Origin of the sequence: Myxococcus sp. CA033, assembly GCF_013336625.1 — a bacterium.
GTDB lineage: Bacteria > Myxococcota > Myxococcia > Myxococcales > Myxococcaceae > Myxococcus > Myxococcus llanfairpwllgwyngyllgogerychwyrndrobwllllantysiliogogogochensis.
Genome location: NZ_JABUMU010000007.1, coordinates 291,424 through 307,408 on the forward strand (window position 1 = coordinate 291,424; position 15,985 = coordinate 307,408).

Below are 15,985 nucleotides of genomic sequence, written 5' to 3' on the forward strand. Positions count from 1 at the left end.
ATCCGCTCCAGACCTGTAGCACCCGTCGACTTTGCGCGCTCAGTCCTGCTTCAGCAGCTTTTCAATCGCCTTCGCCACGTCGCCGTGGCCTTCCACGCCCTGCCAGCCAGCCACCGCGCGGCCCCGCCGGTCCAGCAGGACGGTGGTGGGCAGCCCCTTGATGGGGCCAAACGGGCTGCGGCCCTCGATCATCCACTCCGAGGCCACCAGCACCGGGTAGCGGGGCGCGTAGTGCTCGGCGAAGGGTTGGAGCACCTTCGTGCCTTCCAGGTCCATCCCCACCGACACGACCTGCAGTCCCTGCGCGCCATAGTCGCGCTGGAGCGCCTCCAACGTTGGCATCTCCGCCAGGCACGGGAAGCACCAGGTCGCGAAGAAGGAGACCAGGACGACCTTGCCCTGCAGCTTGCGCACGTCGTGGCGGGTGGGGCCCACCGACGGCAGGGCCAGCGACTGGAGGAAGGCCGGTCCGGCATCCACCGGCCGCGAGCCACGACACCCCGCCAGTGACAGCAGGGCGATGCAGGCCAGGGCTCGCGCGGCGGCGCTCATCTCACGCTTCCGTGGGCAGGGGGGCCCCGCGCTGGCAGTCCCGACACAGGCCGTACAGCTCCATCTTGTGCGACGTCACCGCGAAGCCGTGCTTCCTGGCCACCGCGTCCTGGAGCGTCTCGATGCGATCATTCTCGAACTCGATGATCGTGCCGCACCGGGTGCAGATGAGGTGGTCGTGGTGGTCTCGTCCCGCCGCGGCCTCGTAGCGCGTCTGGCCGTCGCCGAAGTTGCGGGCGTGGGCCAGGCCGCACTCGTTGAGCAGCTTCATGGTCCGGTACACCGTCGCGACGGAGACCTTCGCGTCTTGCGACCGCACCTTGTTCCACAGCTCTTCCACCGACAGGTGGCCGCCGACGGCGAAGAAGGTGTCGATGATGAGGCTGCGCTGCCGCGTGCTCTTCAGGCCATGCTGGGCCATGTAGCGGGCGAGCACCTCGTCCTTGTCCTTGATGTCGTCGTGGTCGTGGTCGTGGCCCTGCATGAAATCCCTCGGTAGGGGGCCGACCCTGCGTTGGCCCTCTCATCCTTGTGTAACCGCGCCCCGGAACCGCGCGCGCCCCGCCCTTCCCCCCAGCTCCGGTCCTCTTCGAAGTAAACTGTCAGCGACCTCTGTTGGTCTCCGGAAGCGGGGCCTCTGATACCCCCTGCCTCCTCGGCCCGCAACGTCCGGCAGCCGGCGTCAAGGATCGCTCCTTCCCTTGGCCGGCCCGTATCCTGGCTTGCAACAGCCGCTGGCTGTTTAGATTGGAGGCGGACTGGCTCATTGACACTTGTCTGGCCGCGAAGATAGAGGCATCCGCCCTCGTAAACGAGCATTTTTCCGCACCTTTCCATGACCAGCCCCTGGCAGAGAAGACGACAGCCCGACGACGTCCCCACCCCCGTGGCGGTTGCCGTCTCGGATTTCTGCCGGCGCGCGAAGTCGCCGGCACCCGCTCCCGAGGTCCGTGAAGCGCTCGCCCTGCTGCTCGAGGACGACGACTTCCGGGTCCGGGCACTCACCGACGCGGAGCCGGAGACCACCCCCCTGGGGCCCTTCGCCGTCGTGGACATCCTCCGAGGTACCGCCCCCGCCGTTGCCGCCCAGCGTCAGAGCTGCGGCTACTACGACGTGGCCCGCGAATTGGCCTACGTGCGGGAGGAGAAGACGCCTCCCCGCGCCGTGGCCGCGGACCCGTCCATCCCCTCCTTCGCCCTGCCCGCCGCCAAGCCCGCTGGAGAATCCTCCGGCAAGGCGAAGAAGGGCGCCAAGGCGGATGAGGCCACCGTCCTGGAGCGCATCGCCCCGAAGAAGCGCTCCACCCTGGTGGACGAGGAGACGACCTCTCCCTCCGAGCAGGAGCTGGCGGCCCTGGATGACGGGCCGAGCTTCCTGCGCCGCGACCTGCCCCGTCCCCGGGGCCGCTTCACCCGCGTGGAAGCGCCCCGCACACCCTTCGTGGAGCTGACACGGGCCTCGGGCAAGGAAGTCCTGGAGGCGTTGCTGGAGGGCTCCGAGCACCGCTTCGCCCTGCTGCGCAACATGTCGCACCGGTTCAACGGCTCGCGCGGGGATTTGACCCTGGTGGACCTGGAGACGGTGCTGCGCGATCACGGCCTGCTCGACGCGCTGAAGGAGAAGGAGCGACTCCAGCTCCTGGACGCCTACACCCAGCAGCGTGGTGCGACGGGCCGGGTCGGCTGGGCGCTGGGCGTGAGTCCTCCGGAGCTGCAGCGGCTGGTGGCCTCCTGCGGATTGACCGAGGACGTGGAGGCCCTGCGCGAGCGCTTCCGTCGCGAGGCGCTGGCCACCTCGCACCTGACGCACCGGTTGGATCTGCTGGGCCGTGAGAAGTACCTCGCGGACCTGGGCATCCAGCGCAAGTTCAACGAGTCGCTCCGCAAGGACCTGGAGCGGCTGCTGCGTGATGAACTCCCCGGCGCCACGGATCTTCACGGACTCAGTGATGCCGTGGGCCGCAAGTATGGCTCGCCCAGCGAGCTGGTCTTCCGCGCCATCGAGCGCCTGGGGCTCGCCGAGGGGCTGCGCAAGCAGCTGCACCCCGGCGTCCCTCCCTCAACTCCCTGAAAAGGCACCGCAACCATGCCCATCTACGAGTACGCCTGTCAGAGCTGTGGAAAGATCATCGACGTGCTGCAGAAGTTCTCGGATCCTCCGCCCGCCACGTGCGCCACGTGTGGCGCGGAGGGCCCGCTGACCAAGATGCTCAGCCGCTCCAGCTTCGTCCTCAAGGGCGGCGGCTGGTACTCCGACCTGTACAGCTCCACGAAGAAGGACGGCTCGTCGTCCTCCTCCTCGGGTTCGTCGTCGAGCAGCAGCTCCTCCTCGAGCAGCACGTCGTCCACTCCGTCGACGCCCGCCGCGGCCTCGACGAGCAGCGCCCCCGCGCCGGCCGCGGCGTCGGGCGACAAGAAGTAGTCGGACGCGGAGGGGCGGAAAATTCGCGCGGGGTCCGGGAGCGACGCACACTCGCTCCCCGTGCCCTTCCCTCCCTCCAAGCGTCCTCCCCGCCAATGTGCTCTGTGCGGTCACCCGGAGCTCACGGATGCGCGCGGGCTCGGCCGCTTCCTGCTCGTGCCGGACCCGGCTGGACGGGGGCCGGTGTGTCCGTCGCAGCGAGGCTGCCGTGGCGGCAAGCGGGAAGCCTCCTCCCCGTCGACGCTGACGCAGGCATCGCGCTGAGCTAAGCAGGGAGCTCCCGCGCGTGCCTGTCGCGGAGGTGCCCCGATGCTCGCTCGACGCCCCCTTCCCTCGCTGTCCCTCCTCGCGCTGGCCGCGTTCGCGGTCGGCTGTGGCAACTACACCCGCATGGCGCCAGAGGCCCGCACGTCGCTCCAGCGCACCCTCACGGGGCCGGACGCGGAGCAGTACCTGCGCGTCTCCGGCAACGTCATCCCCTTCTTCGGGGACGGCTCCAAGCGGCTGCTCACGCCCTACGCGCCGGACGACGTGCGCCTCCTGGACGACAGCAACGGCAAGCCCATCAACCCCGGCGCCGTGGAGCGCACGCTCCCCGTGGGCACGAAGCTGCGCATCACCAAGGTGGAGTTCCCCACCGCCTGGGTCGTCGCCGAGCGCGTCCTCTACACGCCGCGCACCTGGCCGTGGGTCTACCTGGCCGAGGAAGGCAAGCCGGACTCGCCGCCGCTCGTGTTGGTGCTCCCGCCCAACCTGGAGCAGCCCAACGACTTCCGCGCGGAGGTGGAGAAGTACCTCTCCGCCCAGAATCCCAAGTCCCAGCTGGAGGCCCTGGCGCCGCCCGTGCGCGATGCCGTGCGCGAGAAGCGTCTGGTGGCCAACATGTCGGCGGATGCGGTGCGCATGGCCTGGGGGCCGCCGGAGCTGGTGCGGCGCACGCTGGAGGGCACCGCGAAGAACGAGGAGTGGACGTATCCGGGAGGCCGCCGCAAGGCCTTCATCACGGATGGCCGGCTCGCTCGGGCTGAAGAGGCAGGCGCTTCCGTCCTGCCTTGACCGCTCGGAGGACTACCGACGCCCGCCGCCGCCACCGCCGCGGCGGCGCTTCCCACCGCCGCCACCACCACCACCGCCCTGCTTGCGAGCCGCCTGGGCCTCGCCCGGGCGCGTGAGGCGGGGCAGCTCCCCGGCCATCACCGGCCAGAACTCGCCCTTGAGCAGCTCGGCCACCAACTGGGCCTGCGTCGCCACGGGGCGCTTGAAGAACGTGGCGCCCCGGCCCATCTCGTCCAGGGAGCCGCGCACGTCGCTGCCACCGGTGCACGGCAGCTTGAGCGCCTCCGCGGCCTCCACGGCCAGGTCGTTGGCGGTCTGCTTCACCCGGGCGTTGTAGCCCTCCAACGCGCTCAGCATGTTGAGCGAGCGCACGTAGTCCATGGCCGGGTTGGGCGAGTCCCTGTCAAAGGGCCGCGCCGCGATGATGGCGGCACCCATCGCCTTCACCTTGGGCAGACACTCCGCGGCGCTCCAGGGCTTCTCGCGGTTGCTGCCCCACATCTGCACGGGCTCGGGGGCAAGCTCCGGCTTCGGGAAGAAGCACAGATATTGGCCACGGTCCGTCACCAGCTCCAACCCGACGAACACCTTCACCTTCGACTTGGCGCCAATCTCGAACAGCTCGTCACAGCCGTCCTGGGTATTGGTTTCCGTGAAGGCCACCCCGTCCAGGCCGAACAGCGCGGCCCGTTCCAACACGGCGCGAGGGTCCAACTCGCACCCCTTGGACAGGTGGGAATGGGCGTGCAGGTCGATGAGCATGGGCGCCGCTCCCTAACAGGCTCCCCTGGGCCTGTCGAGCCCGCGCTGCCCCCCTGCGTCCCTCAGGCGAAGGCGTAGGACTGGAAGGTCCCCTGCTTGGCCTGCGTGTTCTTCTCCTCGTAGGTGCGGATGAGGTACCCCATCAGCATCAGCGAGGACGTGTTCTCCAGCACCCGGGATGGGTCCTTGGAGATGAGATTGGCGCTGTAGTTCAGGAAGAACTGCGCCAATTCCTCCCCCGCCTCCTTGACGATGAGCGCATTCAGCGCGGTGGGCTCCATCGTCCGGATGGTGTTGATGAAATCAACCGCCAGATCCTTCTTGGTCTTCACGTCCACGGGCCTGCCCCCTTCCCCAACACGCCGCCACTCGTGGCCCCCTGCCTCGAGCGCCCCCAAACGGGTGCGACTTGGGCAAACTAAGCACGCGCTTTCGCGTGCAAACCCCCGTCACGAGGCCAGCAACGCCCTACCCTCCAGGAAGCCGGGTTTTTGACACCTCTGAACACCCCGTGCGATAACGCCCCCTTGTCCTGTGTCGGGACCGCACAAGGAGTGGCTGGCGATGTTCACGGGCGTGAAGGTCTTCTCCGCCACCAAGGCGAAGGAGCGCGAGGAGCTGGGTGAGAACGTCACCCGTTGGATGAAGAGCAACTCCGATCTGGAGATCGTGGATCGCGTGGTGGCCCAGTCGTCCGATAACGAATTCCACTGCTACACCCTCGTGCTCTTCTACAAGCACAAGACGGCGCAGCAGCCCCCTCCGCAGCAGCCGTAGTTCGCGGGGCCGCGGTGGGAAGGGGGCGGCCTCTCCCCTTCCCTCAATCCCGCGGAAGCACTACTCGGTGCGAGGCACGTACACAGCGACGCTGCGCGGCGGGACCACCATCACGGTCTCCGTCCCGGCGAGCTGGAGCGTCCGCCCACTGAAGACGTCCTCGTACGTGGCGCTGCTCGCCGCGAGGCTTCCCAGGGGCTCCACCACCAGCGGGCGCTCCACGTCGCTCCGGTTGATGGCGATCACCGCGCCCTGCCCGTCCGGCAGCGAGCGCTGGAAGATGTACAAGTCCCTTTCAATCCGCAGCGTGTGTCGGGCTCCCGTCTGGAGCGCGGGATGGGCCAGGCGCGTCTGCCCCAGCTTCTGGACGACGGCGAGCAGCTCCGCCTCCAGCGGGGTGAGCGTGGAGCCAAAGCGCATCAACCGGCGGTTGTCCGGATCCCCCGCGCCCGGCAGGCCCACCTCGTCCCCGTAATAGACGAGCGGCACGCCCGGCTGCGTCAGCACGAAGGTGAAGGCGAACTTCGCCTTCTCGAAGGCCGCCGCGTCCGTCACCGAGGCCGAGGGGCGCGAGCTGCTCCAGGGGTCTCCCCCCTCCCCGTCCAGCTGCTTCGCCGCCTGGGAGATGAAGCGCGCCACGTCGTGGTTGCCGATGAAGGGCGAGTTGATGGTGCCCGGCGCGTAGAAGACCTCGTTCTCCCGCACCGCCTGGTCCACGCGCTCCAGGCCCTGGCCGTCCGCGAAGGCCTCGCGCACCGGCCAGTACAGGGGGAAGTCGAACTGACCATCCAACTCGCGGGGGCTGATGTAGCGGGCGATCTGCGAGCGGCCATCCGCGCCGACGAAGGTCTCACCCACCAGGTAGAACTCGGTGCCCGTCATCGCGGTGATGTCCCGCAGGCGACCGCGCAGGGTGCGGCCCGCCACCTGGTCCATGTGCTTCACGGCGTCCATGCGGAAGCCGTCGAAGTCCGCCGCCTCCAGCCACCACAGCGTGTCGTCGATGAACTGGTCCACCATGTTCGACGAGCGCCAGTTGAAGTCCGGCAGGTAGTTGGTGAACTTGCACGTCAGCCGCTTCTCTTCCCAGTCACAGTCCTGGGTGCCGCACACGCAGCTGGCGGAGGTGTTGAACCAGTCGTCGTTCCGGTGGCTCACCCAGTACGGGTGCTCCTCATGGACGTGGTTGAGCACCAGGTCGGCGATGACGCGGATGCCCTTGCGATGGGCCGCGGCGGTGAGGGCGCGCAGGTCCTCGATGGAACCGAAGCGGTGCTGCGTCGCGCGCGGTTGGGAGGGCCAGTAGCCGTGGTAGCCGGCGTAGTACTTGCCGCCCGTGCCGATGAAGCGCCCCTCGGGGTTCTGGTCCACCGGGGAGATCCACAGCGTGCGCACGCCGAGCGCGTCGAAGTAGCCGTCCTCGATCTTCTGGGTGATGCCGGCGAAGTCGCCACCCTGGTAGTTGGCGATGGGGTCCACGTCCGCCACGGCTCCGTCATTCTCCGAGCGCGCGTTGAGGAAGCGGTCCGTGAAGGCGAAGTACATCAGCCCCGACTCCCACCGGAACTTCTGGGGCTCCACCCAGAACGGCAGGTAGAGCGGCGGCGCCGCGCGGCCGGACGCGTCCACGGCCACCACCTTCACGTGGTGCTTGCCCTGGGCCAGTCCCTGGACCTGCAAGCGGAAGCGCCCCGTTCCCGCGTCGAAGGCGCCGGGCTTCTCCTCCCCGTCGAGGGACAGCATCACCTTGTCGGTGGCGGGCCCCACCTCGTCGGTTCCGTCGACGTACGCGACGTCCACGTCGAGCGAGCCTTCCGGCGTCGACACGAAGCGCCGCAGCTCCAGCACGGGCTCGCGGCAGTCCGGCACCGTCAGGCGCGAGTACTCCTCCGTGCGCACCCAGCGGGAGTACGGGTTCTGCGGGTCCAACAGCTCCTGCTTGCCCACCACGAAGCGGTAGCCGTAGTCGCGCGGCTCCAGTCCTTCCAGGCGCGCGGTGAACACGCCGTCACCCCGGTCCGCCATGCGCGCGGACGTGGCGGAGAAGCCATTCCATTCGCCCGTGATGGACACCGCGCCCTGGAGTGACTGCTGGGGCGCGTACGTCAGCGTCACCTCGCAGGTCCGGACGGGAATCGAGTCCTCGGAGTCACCGCAAGCCGCGGAGAGGAGCAACACCGGAAGCGCGAGCGAACGGACGATGCGGGAGTGCGTCATGCGGCTGCCTTTCTACGGGAGGGCCCCTCGCTTTTCCAAGCCCCCCTCCGCCAGCTTTATGACTCACCGCGACATGCCGGGCTGATGCCCACCGGACACTGGAGGCCCTCCGGCACCTTGGGACAGGAGCCAGGGACCCAACCTGCCGGGTACGGAGGGGGCCCTGGCGAACGAGCCCGCAGCTTCGTCCCGCGCCCGCCCTCGTGGTTTCCCCCCTCCCAGGAAAACGAATGAGAGCTCCCAATCCGGCGTGGCATCTCCTCGCGGTTCCGCTGTTCCTCGCAGCCAGCGTCGCGGTGGCGTCCAGCCATCGCGAGGCCCCGCTCATCAGCAACGACCCGGCGGCGGACGGGACGGACATGTACACCTGGAAGCAGGGCGGCAACCTGGTGCTGGTCGCCAACTACTACCCCATTGGCATTCCCTACGGCGGCCCCAACTACTACCTGTTCGACGACAACGTCCTCTACGAAATCCAGGTCGACCAGTCGGGAGACGGCGCGCCCGACATGCGCTTCCAGTTCCGCTTCCGCACGCAGATTCGGCCCAGCCCCCTGCCCTCCGTGGGCGCGGTGGCGGGGTATGACGCGTACAAGGACTCCTTCCTCTACGCCTTCTCGGGCGTGAAGACGGCCACGGCCCCGGAGATCCTCCGCTACCAGACGTACACGCTCACCAAGGTCGTGGGCGGCTCGCAGCAGGTCGTCGTCCGGGACGCACCGGTGGCCCCCAACAACGTGGGGCGACTGACGACGCCCGCCTATCCGCAGACCGCGGGGGCCTCCGTGCTGGACCCCATCACCCAGAGCGCCATCCAGACGGGGCTGGGCACCGCGGCCAAGTACAAGATCTTCGCGGGCCCTCGGGACGACCCGTTCTTCGTCAACCTCTCGAAGACGTTCGACTTCCTCAACTACGACGGCAAGCCGAACCGCGATGACCTGGCGGGGCTCAACGTGCTGTCGCTCGTCATCGAGCTGCCGCTGACGGAGTTCAGCTCACCGCACCTGGGAATCTGGACCACGTCCAGCCGGCCGAAGGTCACGACGCGCCGTACGGATGGCGGGGTGGATACGAGCGGCTCGTGGGTCCAGGTGTCCCGCCTGGGCAATCCGCTGGTGAACGAGGTGGTCGTCCCGATGAAGTTCAAGGACTTCTTCAACGCTTCCAAGCCGCAGAACGACCTGTCCACGCCGGCCATCGTCGCCATCATCTCCAATCCGGAGCTGCCCCAGCTCCTCCAGGCCAAGGGCTTCATTCCCCTGGCCCCACCCGCGCCGCGCACGGACCTGGCCACCATCTTCACTCGCAACACCCAGGGCAAGCCCACGGGCGAGATGCTCCACATCAACACGGGCACGGACTCCACGTTCCCCAACGGGCGGCTGCTGACCGACGACGTGACGGACGTGGCGCTCAAGGCGGTGGGCGGCGCCTTCTTCACGACCTTCGCGGACGGCGGTCCCGCCATTCTTCCCGACGGAGGCGGCACCTTCGCCGCGGCGGCCGCGGGGCTCAGTGATGGCGTGGCGGCCAACGACAAGGCCTTCCTCACGACCTTCCCGTACCTGGCGCCTCCCCACTCCGGCGACCCGACCCCCTGAGCCCGCGCGCCATGGCCTCTCGACAACTGCTCGCCCTCGGCGTCGCGGTGGTGGCGATCTCCGCGGGCGGGCTCACGCGGTGGTGGCTCGCGCCCGCACGGCAGACGCCCCCGGGCTCGCGGGCGTCCGAATCCACGGGGGAGCGACTGGCTCGGATGCAGCGCGAAGCCTCGCTGGACGATGCCCCGGCCCAGGCCCGACTCGCCACGGAGTGGATGCGGGAGGGGCTCCGCTCGGGGGATGAGCAACACCTCCTGCATGCGCGTGTCGCCGCACGACGCGCGTTGCTGGTGGACCCCGAGCGCGTGGACGCCCTCAAGGTGGAGCTGCTCCTGCTCCACCACGACCATCAGTTCCAGGACCTTCGCGACGCCGCGCGGCGACTGACGGAGTTGTTCCCGCACGACGCCTTCTTCCAGGGGCTGCTCGGAGACGCGGAGCTGGAGCTGGGGCGCTACGACGAGGCGGAGACGGCCTACGCGCGGATGATGGACTTGAAGCCCTCGCATGCGACGTACACCCGCGTGGGCTACTTGCGCCTCATGCGCGGAGACGTGGACGGGGCCATCTCCGTCCTCAAGCTGGCGGCGACGTCCGCGGACCCTCGGGATGGAGACACGGTGGCTCGGGCCTTGTGTGAGCTGGGCGATGCGTACCTCGCGCGAGGCGAGCCGGACACGGCCGTCGAGTACTTCACCGTGGCGCTCTCACATGCGCCCGGCCTGGACCGCGCGCACGCGGGACGGGGGCATGTGCTGCGCATGCGAGGACTCCCCGACGCGGCGGCGGTGGAGTACCGGGCGGCGATGACCGCTCGTCCCAAGTCGGGACATCGGGCCTTCCTGGCCGACGCGCTCATGGCCGCGGGGCGCGAGCAGGAGGCCCAGGCCGAATACACCCAGGCGTTCCAGGACACGGCCCAGGACGCGAGGGAGCAGGCGCGGCTGCTCCTGGACCTGGGACGAGACGTGGCCCAGGCGGAGGTGCTCGCGCGGCGTGAGCTGACACGCCGTCAGGACGTCTTCACGCAGGCGGTGCTGGCCTATGCGCTCGTCAGCGCCGGCAAGCTGGACGAGGCGCGTCCCCTGGCGGAGGCCGCGCTGCGGCTGGGGACTCGCAACGCGAGGCTGGAGTATGTCGCGGGACTCGTGGCCTCGGCGGACGGGGCCCGGGACGAGGCCCGGCTTCACCTGGACGCGGCGCTGCGAGGTTTCCCACCGCTTCCACCGAGACAGGTGGAGCGGGCGCGGGCGCTGCTCGGCGCCCTCGCTTCCCCTTCGCCGAATGTCAGCGCCCAGACCCTCGGCCAGCCCATGAAGTGAGGCCGTGCATCTCCGCGCCGGTGTCGCGACGGCTCGGAGCATGTCCCCTGGCCCTCGAACATCCGAGCCAGTCGCGCTACGGCTCGGAAGGTGAGCCCTGCATGGACTCGTACTCCTCCAGCACGCGCAGCACCTTGCTCGCCTGCGCATGAGATGACGGGGCCAGGTCGAGGAAGAGGCGGTAGTGCTTCGCACCCTCCTCCTTGCGGCCGAGCCGCGCCGCCACCGAGCCCAGGAACAGGTGGCACTCGAAGTTCTCCGGCTCCATCGCGACGCACTCGCGCGCCCGGGTCCTCGCGGACTCGAACTGCTTTGACTTGAACAGGGCCTTGGCCTGTTCGAGCGCCAGCTCGCCTCGACTCGCTTCCGGCGACTCCTCCGGCTCCACCACGATTTCCTGCTGCTTGCCGGATGTCGCCGGCTTGCTCGTGGTCGTACGCGTCCCCGTCGATACATGTCCCCCAGGGCGCGCTCCCGCATCCTCGTGCCCGATATTGGCGGACTCGACCTCGACCTCGACGGTTTCGGCCTCGGCACGCTCGGCGGCCGCGGCGGCGCGCTCCGCGGTGGCTCGGGCCGTCTCGATGCGGACCGACACCGCGCCCTGGTTGTCCGTCGGGTCATCGTCGATGAAGCCGCAGTACAACCCGTGGACGCCGCTGAGCTTCACGTCCTCGCCCCGCGACAGGAGGAAGCGCTGCGCCCGGGCCGGAGGCGTGCTCGGACCATCACGCTCCACCGACACCTGCTGCACGCACGCCACCGTCACCACCGGCCCTTGATCTCTTCCTCGCGTGAAGGCCCCACCCTCCACCGGCTCCAGCAACAGCGTGTACACCTCCATGGGGTCCAGGCCGTCCACGAAGAGGCTCCTGCTCAGGTCCGTGGTCATCCACTCCAGATGGATGGTGTGGCGGCGCTCCTCGTTCGTCCGCGTGTTCGTCACCGTGACGATGCGCTCGGGCAGGTCATCCTGGGGCGTGGGCGCGCCCACCGTGAAGATCATCACCGCCGATGCGCCCCGGAACGGCTCCGGCTTGCGCGTCACGAGGCCCACCGCCGCGTCCGCCGCGACGTTCTTCCCCGATAGCAGGAAGAAGATGCTCGGCATGGGCTTGCCGCGATCCGCCGGGGACAAGACCCCCGACTCGGAGATGCGATAGGTCACCTCCGGGTTCAGCGTCCCCAGCGCCGCACGCCCGGACGAGACGCCGAACAGGTGCCGCCGTGCATCCAGCCGGAAGGACTCCATGGGCATGTGCACTGTGTCCATCGCCTCGGGCGGCTTGCCCGCGGCCACCTGAGCGGGCTGCTGCCGCGGAGGTGCATCCGTTGGCCTGCGGGCATCCGCGTCCTTCAGCGGAGGCGTGGGCAGCGGCGGCCGGGCCGGCCCGCTCGACGAGGGCTTCGGCGGGACCCAGTCCGACTTGAGCTTGTCGAACGCCGACCACATGAACCCCGCGAGCACCAGCAGTCCCGCGGCCACCACGACGTGGTGCGTGGAGATGCGGAAGCCGTTCTCGAAGAAGCCTCCCCGGTCCGGAGAGTTGCCGTCCTCATCCTCGTCTTCGCCGTCCAGCCCCTCCCCTCCATCGGGCAGCTCTCCTGGATGGCTCTCGATGGTCTGCGGCTCCGTGCGCAGCTCCGGCGCGGAGATCTCCGTCGGCTTGGGCAGGAGGCTGTTGGTGGCACGCCAGACGGACAGCTCCTCCACGAACGAGGGCGGAACCTTGGTGTCCTTGCCCATCTCCGTCAGGTCGGGGCGGAATAGCTCCCGCAGGAGATAGGCCGCCGACATCGCGGAGAAGCGCGGCGCGGCCTTGAAGAGAAACCCCGCCAGCGCATCCCCGAAGGCATGCGCGGACTCGAAGCGGTCCTCCTTCTTCACCGCGAGCGCCTTCTGGAGGATGGCCTCCAGTCGCACCGGCAGGTCCGGCTTGATGTCGCGCGGACGCGGCAACGGCTGACGCGTGTGCAGCTTGTGCATCACCACGTACTCCGGCCCCTCCAACGGGAGCCGGCCACACACCATCTCGAAGAGCACCACGGCCGTGGCCCAGACGTCCGTGCGCGCATCCACGTCCTCGCCCCGCGCCTGCTCCGGGGAGAAGAAGAGGTACTTGCCCTTCACGACGCCCGGCGCGGTGTCGAAGCTGCGCAGCGAGCGCGCCTTGGCGATGCCGAAGTCGACGATCTTGACCTGGCCCTCGTAGCTGATGAGGACGTTGTCGGGGGAGATGTCCCGGTGGACGATGTTCAGCGGCTCGCCCTTGTCGTCCGCGCGCGTGTGCGCGTAGTGCAGCCCCCGGCACATCTCCAGGGCGATGTACGTGGCGATGGGCACCGGAAGGCTGGCGAAGTTGGAGCGCAGCGCCCGCTTCATGATGCGGTTGAGCGGCTGCCCGTCCACGTACTCCATGGCCAGGAAGTACTCGCCATCCACCTGCCCGAAGTCGAAGACCTGCGCGATGGCCCCATGCGACAGCGTGGCGGAGATGCGCGCCTCGCTGATGAACATGGAGACGAACGCCTCATCGTTGGCGAACTCCGGCAACACCTTTTTGATGAGGACTGGCTTGGTGACGCCCGCGGCCCCCAGAAGCTGCGCCCGCCACGTCTCCGCCATCCCTCCCCGGCCAATTCGGGATTGGAGCTCGTACCGGCCAAACTGTTCGTGCTGCTCATTCGCCATTGGGGCGTAGGGTATCGCGAGGGATTCCGATCAAAAAGGGTCGTCAGTGAATGCGGGTCTCAATGTCAGGATTCCCGCCGCTAGGGGGTGGACGCGGGTCGGGTCTGCCCATGGCCCGAGAGGAGTTCCTTCACGGTGGCGGCCTTGGGGTGGCTCGGGTAGCGCCGGAGGAAGGTCCGATAGCGCTCGAGGGCGCCGTCCATCCGGCCGAGCCGCGCCTGCATGACCCCCGAGAGGACCAGGCAGTCCGGCTGTTCCGGGACGGTGGAGAGGCAATCCTCGGCCAGCAGGAAGGCATCGTAGAACTGTCCAGCACGCGCCAGCCGCTGCCCTTGTGTGGCCAGCCTCGTGGCCTCCCCCGCGCGGGCATCCTCCACCGGGGGAGCCTTGGGGCGCTTGGGGTCCCACGGCGAGATGCGCACCTCGGCCTCGCCTTCGTTGTCGAAGACGGCATCGTCGATGAATCCGCAGCGCAGGCCCTGGATGCCGCGGACCCTCACCTCGCGCCACTCCGGCAGGAGGAACTGCAGCGGCTGCTCGGCATACCCGTCGACCTTCCGGACGGGCTCGAGGGCGGAGGGGAGCTCGGACCACTCGATGCAGGCCACCTGGCTCATTGGCGCGTAGGCCCTTCCTCTCAGGAAGACACCCTCCCCGACCGGATTCAGCGACAGGGTATAGGTCTGCCGGGCATCCAGGCCTCGAATCAGAAGCCCCTTGCTGGCGGAGACGCGCATGGGCTCGGGGTGGAAGGTGAAGCGCTGCTCGACGGCCGCATCCTCTTGCTTGAGGTACACCGACTGGTAGGCGAGGTCATCCTGGGTCGGCTCTCCAAGCGTGAACAGCGCGACGGCCCGGACGCCCTCTATCGAGATGGGACGGCGACCAACGACGCCCTCGCGCACCTCCGGTCTGACCGCCTCGCCCGAGAGCAGGAAGAAGACGGGAGGCTCCCGGCGCGGCGCGGGTTCCAGGACGGCCGGGTGGGCAAACCCATCCGACGGGCTCGAGCCCCAGAGGCGGTAGGTGACGGTCGAATCCAGACGCGGGAAGGCGACCAGGTCCAGCGGTACGCGCAGGACATGTCGTCGGGAGTCCAGACGGAAGGCCGTCGCGGCGGGATACTCCGGGACGGGCTCGGACTCGACGGAGTCGTCGGAGCCGGGCTCCGGACTGGACGCGTCCAGCGCCACCTGCTGGGCGGCCCGCGGGGTCGAGGCATCTGGAGCGGAGCGCGACACCGCGCCCCCCGCGTCGCCGGGCTCCGGGTAGTGCGCGAGCCGCGAGGGATGGGAAGAACGTTCCGGTAGCTCGAGTTCCCTCGCCGGCCGCAGCCAGTGAAGGGTCCCCCAGAGCGCGAGGAGTCCTGTGCCCGCGACCAGCCCCAGTCGACCCCACTTGGGGACCTTCGAGGGACCCGCGACCGAAGGCGTGCGCACGGTGGGGGCATTGTGTGCGCCGCGCCTCGGGGAAGACACCTTGGACACGGGCGCGGGCCCTGGCGTCGGTGGCCGTGCGTGGGGACGGGGCGGAGGTGCGTCCGTTCCACGCCAGGCGGCCAGCTCCTCGAGGAACGAGGGCGGCACGGTCAGCTCGCGGCCCTCCTGGAGCAGGTCCGGCTTGAACAGTTCCCGGACGAGATACGCCAGGTTCATGGTCGAGAACCGAGGCGCGAACGGATAGAGGAACGAGGCCAGCGCGTCGCCAAACGCATTCGCCGACTCGTAGCGAATCGAGGCATCCACGGACAGCGCTCGCATCACAATCTCATTCAGCGCGGACGGCAGCTCCTTGCGCACCTCCCGGGGCGAGGAGAACTCCCCATGCACCATCCGAGACATCACCGCCGCCTGCGTGCCGGTGACGGGGAGCTGTCCACACAGCATCTCGTAGAGCACCAGGCCCGTTGCCCAGACATCCGTGCGGGCATCCACCTCGCGGCCTCGCGCCTGCTCGGGAGAGAAGTACAGGTACTTCCCTCTCACGACGCCGGGCTCGGTGTTGAAGTTGCGCAGCATGCGCGCCTTGGCGATGCCGAAGTCGACGATCTTGACCTGACCCTCGTAGCTGATGAGGACATTGTCCGGAGAGATGTCCCGGTGGACGATGTGCAGGGGCGCGCCCTTCTCGTCCGTGCGCGTGTGGGCATAGTGAAGCCCCCGGCACATCTCCAAGGCGATGTACGTCGCCAGGGGAATGGGCATCTGCTGCAGGCCCGTCTTCGCCGCGCGCCTCAGGAGTCGGTGGAGCGGCTGGCCATCCACCAGCTCCATGGCCAGGAAGTACTGTCCATCCATCCGTCCAAAGTCGAAGACCTGGGCGATGTTCCCGTGCGACAGCGTGGCGGAGATGCGCGCCTCGCTGATGAACATGGAGACGAACGCCTCGTCGTTGGCGAACTCCGGCAACACCTTCTTGATGAGGACCGGCTTGGTGACGCCCGCGGCGCCGACCAACCGCGCGCGCCACGTCTCCGCCATGCCTCCTCGACCCAACTGGGTGAGGAGCTCGTAGCGTCCAAGGTGCTCATGCGGATCGTGGGTCATGGGGGTAACCCGTGGCGGGCGCGCAAATCATGTCG

The 15,985-nt window shown here is 68.8% G+C and carries 13 protein-coding genes; 6 read left to right on the forward strand and 7 right to left on the reverse strand.

What is annotated here, in order from left to right; all coding sequences use genetic code 11:
- Positions 1 to 39: 39 nt before the first annotated feature.
- Positions 40 to 552, reverse strand: coding sequence for a TlpA disulfide reductase family protein (locus tag HUA78_RS20405; RefSeq protein WP_174455472.1), 513 nt, complete (start codon positions 550 to 552; stop codon positions 40 to 42).
- Position 553: 1 nt separating this feature from the next.
- Entirely contained in the window at positions 554 to 1,036 is a 483-nt protein-coding gene (locus HUA78_RS20410) for a Fur family transcriptional regulator (protein WP_174455471.1), read from the reverse strand.
- A gap of 351 nt (positions 1,037 to 1,387) precedes the next feature.
- Here HUA78_RS20410 and HUA78_RS20415 point away from each other — a divergent pair, with 351 nt between their 5' ends.
- From HUA78_RS20415 to HUA78_RS20425, 3 genes are all read left to right on the forward strand, one after another.
- Positions 1,388 to 2,623, forward strand: coding sequence for a hypothetical protein (locus HUA78_RS20415; protein WP_174455470.1), 1,236 nt, complete (start codon positions 1,388 to 1,390; stop codon positions 2,621 to 2,623).
- Between the two features lie 15 nt (positions 2,624 to 2,638).
- Positions 2,639 to 2,974 (forward strand): FmdB family zinc ribbon protein, encoded by a 336-nt coding sequence (locus HUA78_RS20420; protein WP_174455469.1) that lies wholly within the window; start codon positions 2,639 to 2,641, stop codon positions 2,972 to 2,974.
- Between the two features lie 309 nt (positions 2,975 to 3,283).
- Positions 3,284 to 4,030 carry a hypothetical protein gene (locus HUA78_RS20425; RefSeq protein ID WP_174476958.1) on the forward strand — a complete coding sequence of 249 codons (747 nt, stop codon included), beginning with the start codon at positions 3,284 to 3,286 and terminating at the stop codon, positions 4,028 to 4,030.
- 12 nt (positions 4,031 to 4,042) lie between these two features.
- Here the strand turns inward: HUA78_RS20425 and HUA78_RS20430 are convergent, their stop codons facing one another.
- Positions 4,043 to 4,792, reverse strand: coding sequence for a PHP domain-containing protein (locus HUA78_RS20430; protein WP_174476959.1), 750 nt, complete (start codon positions 4,790 to 4,792; stop codon positions 4,043 to 4,045).
- Between the two features lie 62 nt (positions 4,793 to 4,854).
- Complete coding sequence (locus HUA78_RS20435) at positions 4,855 to 5,130, reverse strand: hypothetical protein (RefSeq protein WP_046713894.1); 276 nt, start codon at positions 5,128 to 5,130, stop codon at positions 4,855 to 4,857.
- 226 nt (positions 5,131 to 5,356) lie between these two features.
- Here HUA78_RS20435 and HUA78_RS20440 point away from each other — a divergent pair, with 226 nt between their 5' ends.
- The gene (locus tag HUA78_RS20440) at positions 5,357 to 5,569 is read left to right on the forward strand and encodes a hypothetical protein (protein ID WP_141648720.1); all 213 of its coding nucleotides are present in this window, start codon (positions 5,357 to 5,359) and stop codon (positions 5,567 to 5,569) included.
- 60 nt (positions 5,570 to 5,629) lie between these two features.
- On the opposite strand, the gene HUA78_RS20445 is transcribed toward HUA78_RS20440, so the two are convergent.
- A complete protein-coding gene (locus tag HUA78_RS20445) occupies positions 5,630 to 7,786 on the reverse strand; it encodes an alpha-amylase family glycosyl hydrolase (protein WP_174462200.1) in 2,157 nt (718 codons plus the stop codon).
- 230 nt (positions 7,787 to 8,016) lie between these two features.
- Here HUA78_RS20445 and HUA78_RS20450 point away from each other — a divergent pair, with 230 nt between their 5' ends.
- On the forward strand, positions 8,017 to 9,390 hold the full coding sequence (locus tag HUA78_RS20450; RefSeq protein ID WP_174462199.1) for a DUF4331 domain-containing protein: 1,374 nt from the start codon (positions 8,017 to 8,019) through the stop codon (positions 9,388 to 9,390).
- 11 nt (positions 9,391 to 9,401) lie between these two features.
- A complete protein-coding gene (locus HUA78_RS20455) occupies positions 9,402 to 10,712 on the forward strand; it encodes a tetratricopeptide repeat protein (protein ID WP_174476960.1) in 1,311 nt (436 codons plus the stop codon).
- Between the two features lie 76 nt (positions 10,713 to 10,788).
- Here HUA78_RS20455 and HUA78_RS47725 read toward each other — a convergent pair whose 3' ends face one another.
- Both HUA78_RS47725 and HUA78_RS20465 read right to left on the reverse strand, forming a co-directional pair.
- Entirely contained in the window at positions 10,789 to 13,404 is a 2,616-nt protein-coding gene (locus HUA78_RS47725) for a protein kinase (protein ID WP_174462197.1), read from the reverse strand.
- Between the two features lie 80 nt (positions 13,405 to 13,484).
- Positions 13,485 to 15,950, reverse strand: coding sequence for a serine/threonine-protein kinase (locus tag HUA78_RS20465; protein ID WP_174476961.1), 2,466 nt, complete (start codon positions 15,948 to 15,950; stop codon positions 13,485 to 13,487).
- Positions 15,951 to 15,985: the final 35 nt, after the last annotated feature.

Bases quoted from the DNA above. Each gene is read 5' to 3' on its own strand.
- HUA78_RS20405 (WP_174455472.1), bottom strand. From the start codon at position 552: ATGAGCGCCGCCGCGCGAGCCCTGGCCTGCATCGCCCTGCTGTCACTG.
- HUA78_RS20410 (WP_174455471.1), bottom strand. From the start codon at position 1,036: ATGCAGGGCCACGACCACGACCACGACGACATCAAGGACAAGGACGAG.
- HUA78_RS20415 (WP_174455470.1), top strand. From the start codon at position 1,388: ATGACCAGCCCCTGGCAGAGAAGACGACAGCCCGACGACGTCCCCACC.
- HUA78_RS20420 (WP_174455469.1), top strand. From the start codon at position 2,639: ATGCCCATCTACGAGTACGCCTGTCAGAGCTGTGGAAAGATCATCGAC.
- HUA78_RS20425 (WP_174476958.1), top strand. From the start codon at position 3,284: ATGCTCGCTCGACGCCCCCTTCCCTCGCTGTCCCTCCTCGCGCTGGCC.
- HUA78_RS20430 (WP_174476959.1), bottom strand. From the start codon at position 4,792: ATGCTCATCGACCTGCACGCCCATTCCCACCTGTCCAAGGGGTGCGAG.
- HUA78_RS20440 (WP_141648720.1), top strand. From the start codon at position 5,357: ATGTTCACGGGCGTGAAGGTCTTCTCCGCCACCAAGGCGAAGGAGCGC.
- HUA78_RS20445 (WP_174462200.1), bottom strand. From the start codon at position 7,786: ATGACGCACTCCCGCATCGTCCGTTCGCTCGCGCTTCCGGTGTTGCTC.
- HUA78_RS20450 (WP_174462199.1), top strand. From the start codon at position 8,017: ATGAGAGCTCCCAATCCGGCGTGGCATCTCCTCGCGGTTCCGCTGTTC.
- HUA78_RS20455 (WP_174476960.1), top strand. From the start codon at position 9,402: ATGGCCTCTCGACAACTGCTCGCCCTCGGCGTCGCGGTGGTGGCGATC.
- HUA78_RS47725 (WP_174462197.1), bottom strand. From the start codon at position 13,404: ATGGCGAATGAGCAGCACGAACAGTTTGGCCGGTACGAGCTCCAATCC.
- HUA78_RS20465 (WP_174476961.1), bottom strand. From the start codon at position 15,950: ATGACCCACGATCCGCATGAGCACCTTGGACGCTACGAGCTCCTCACC.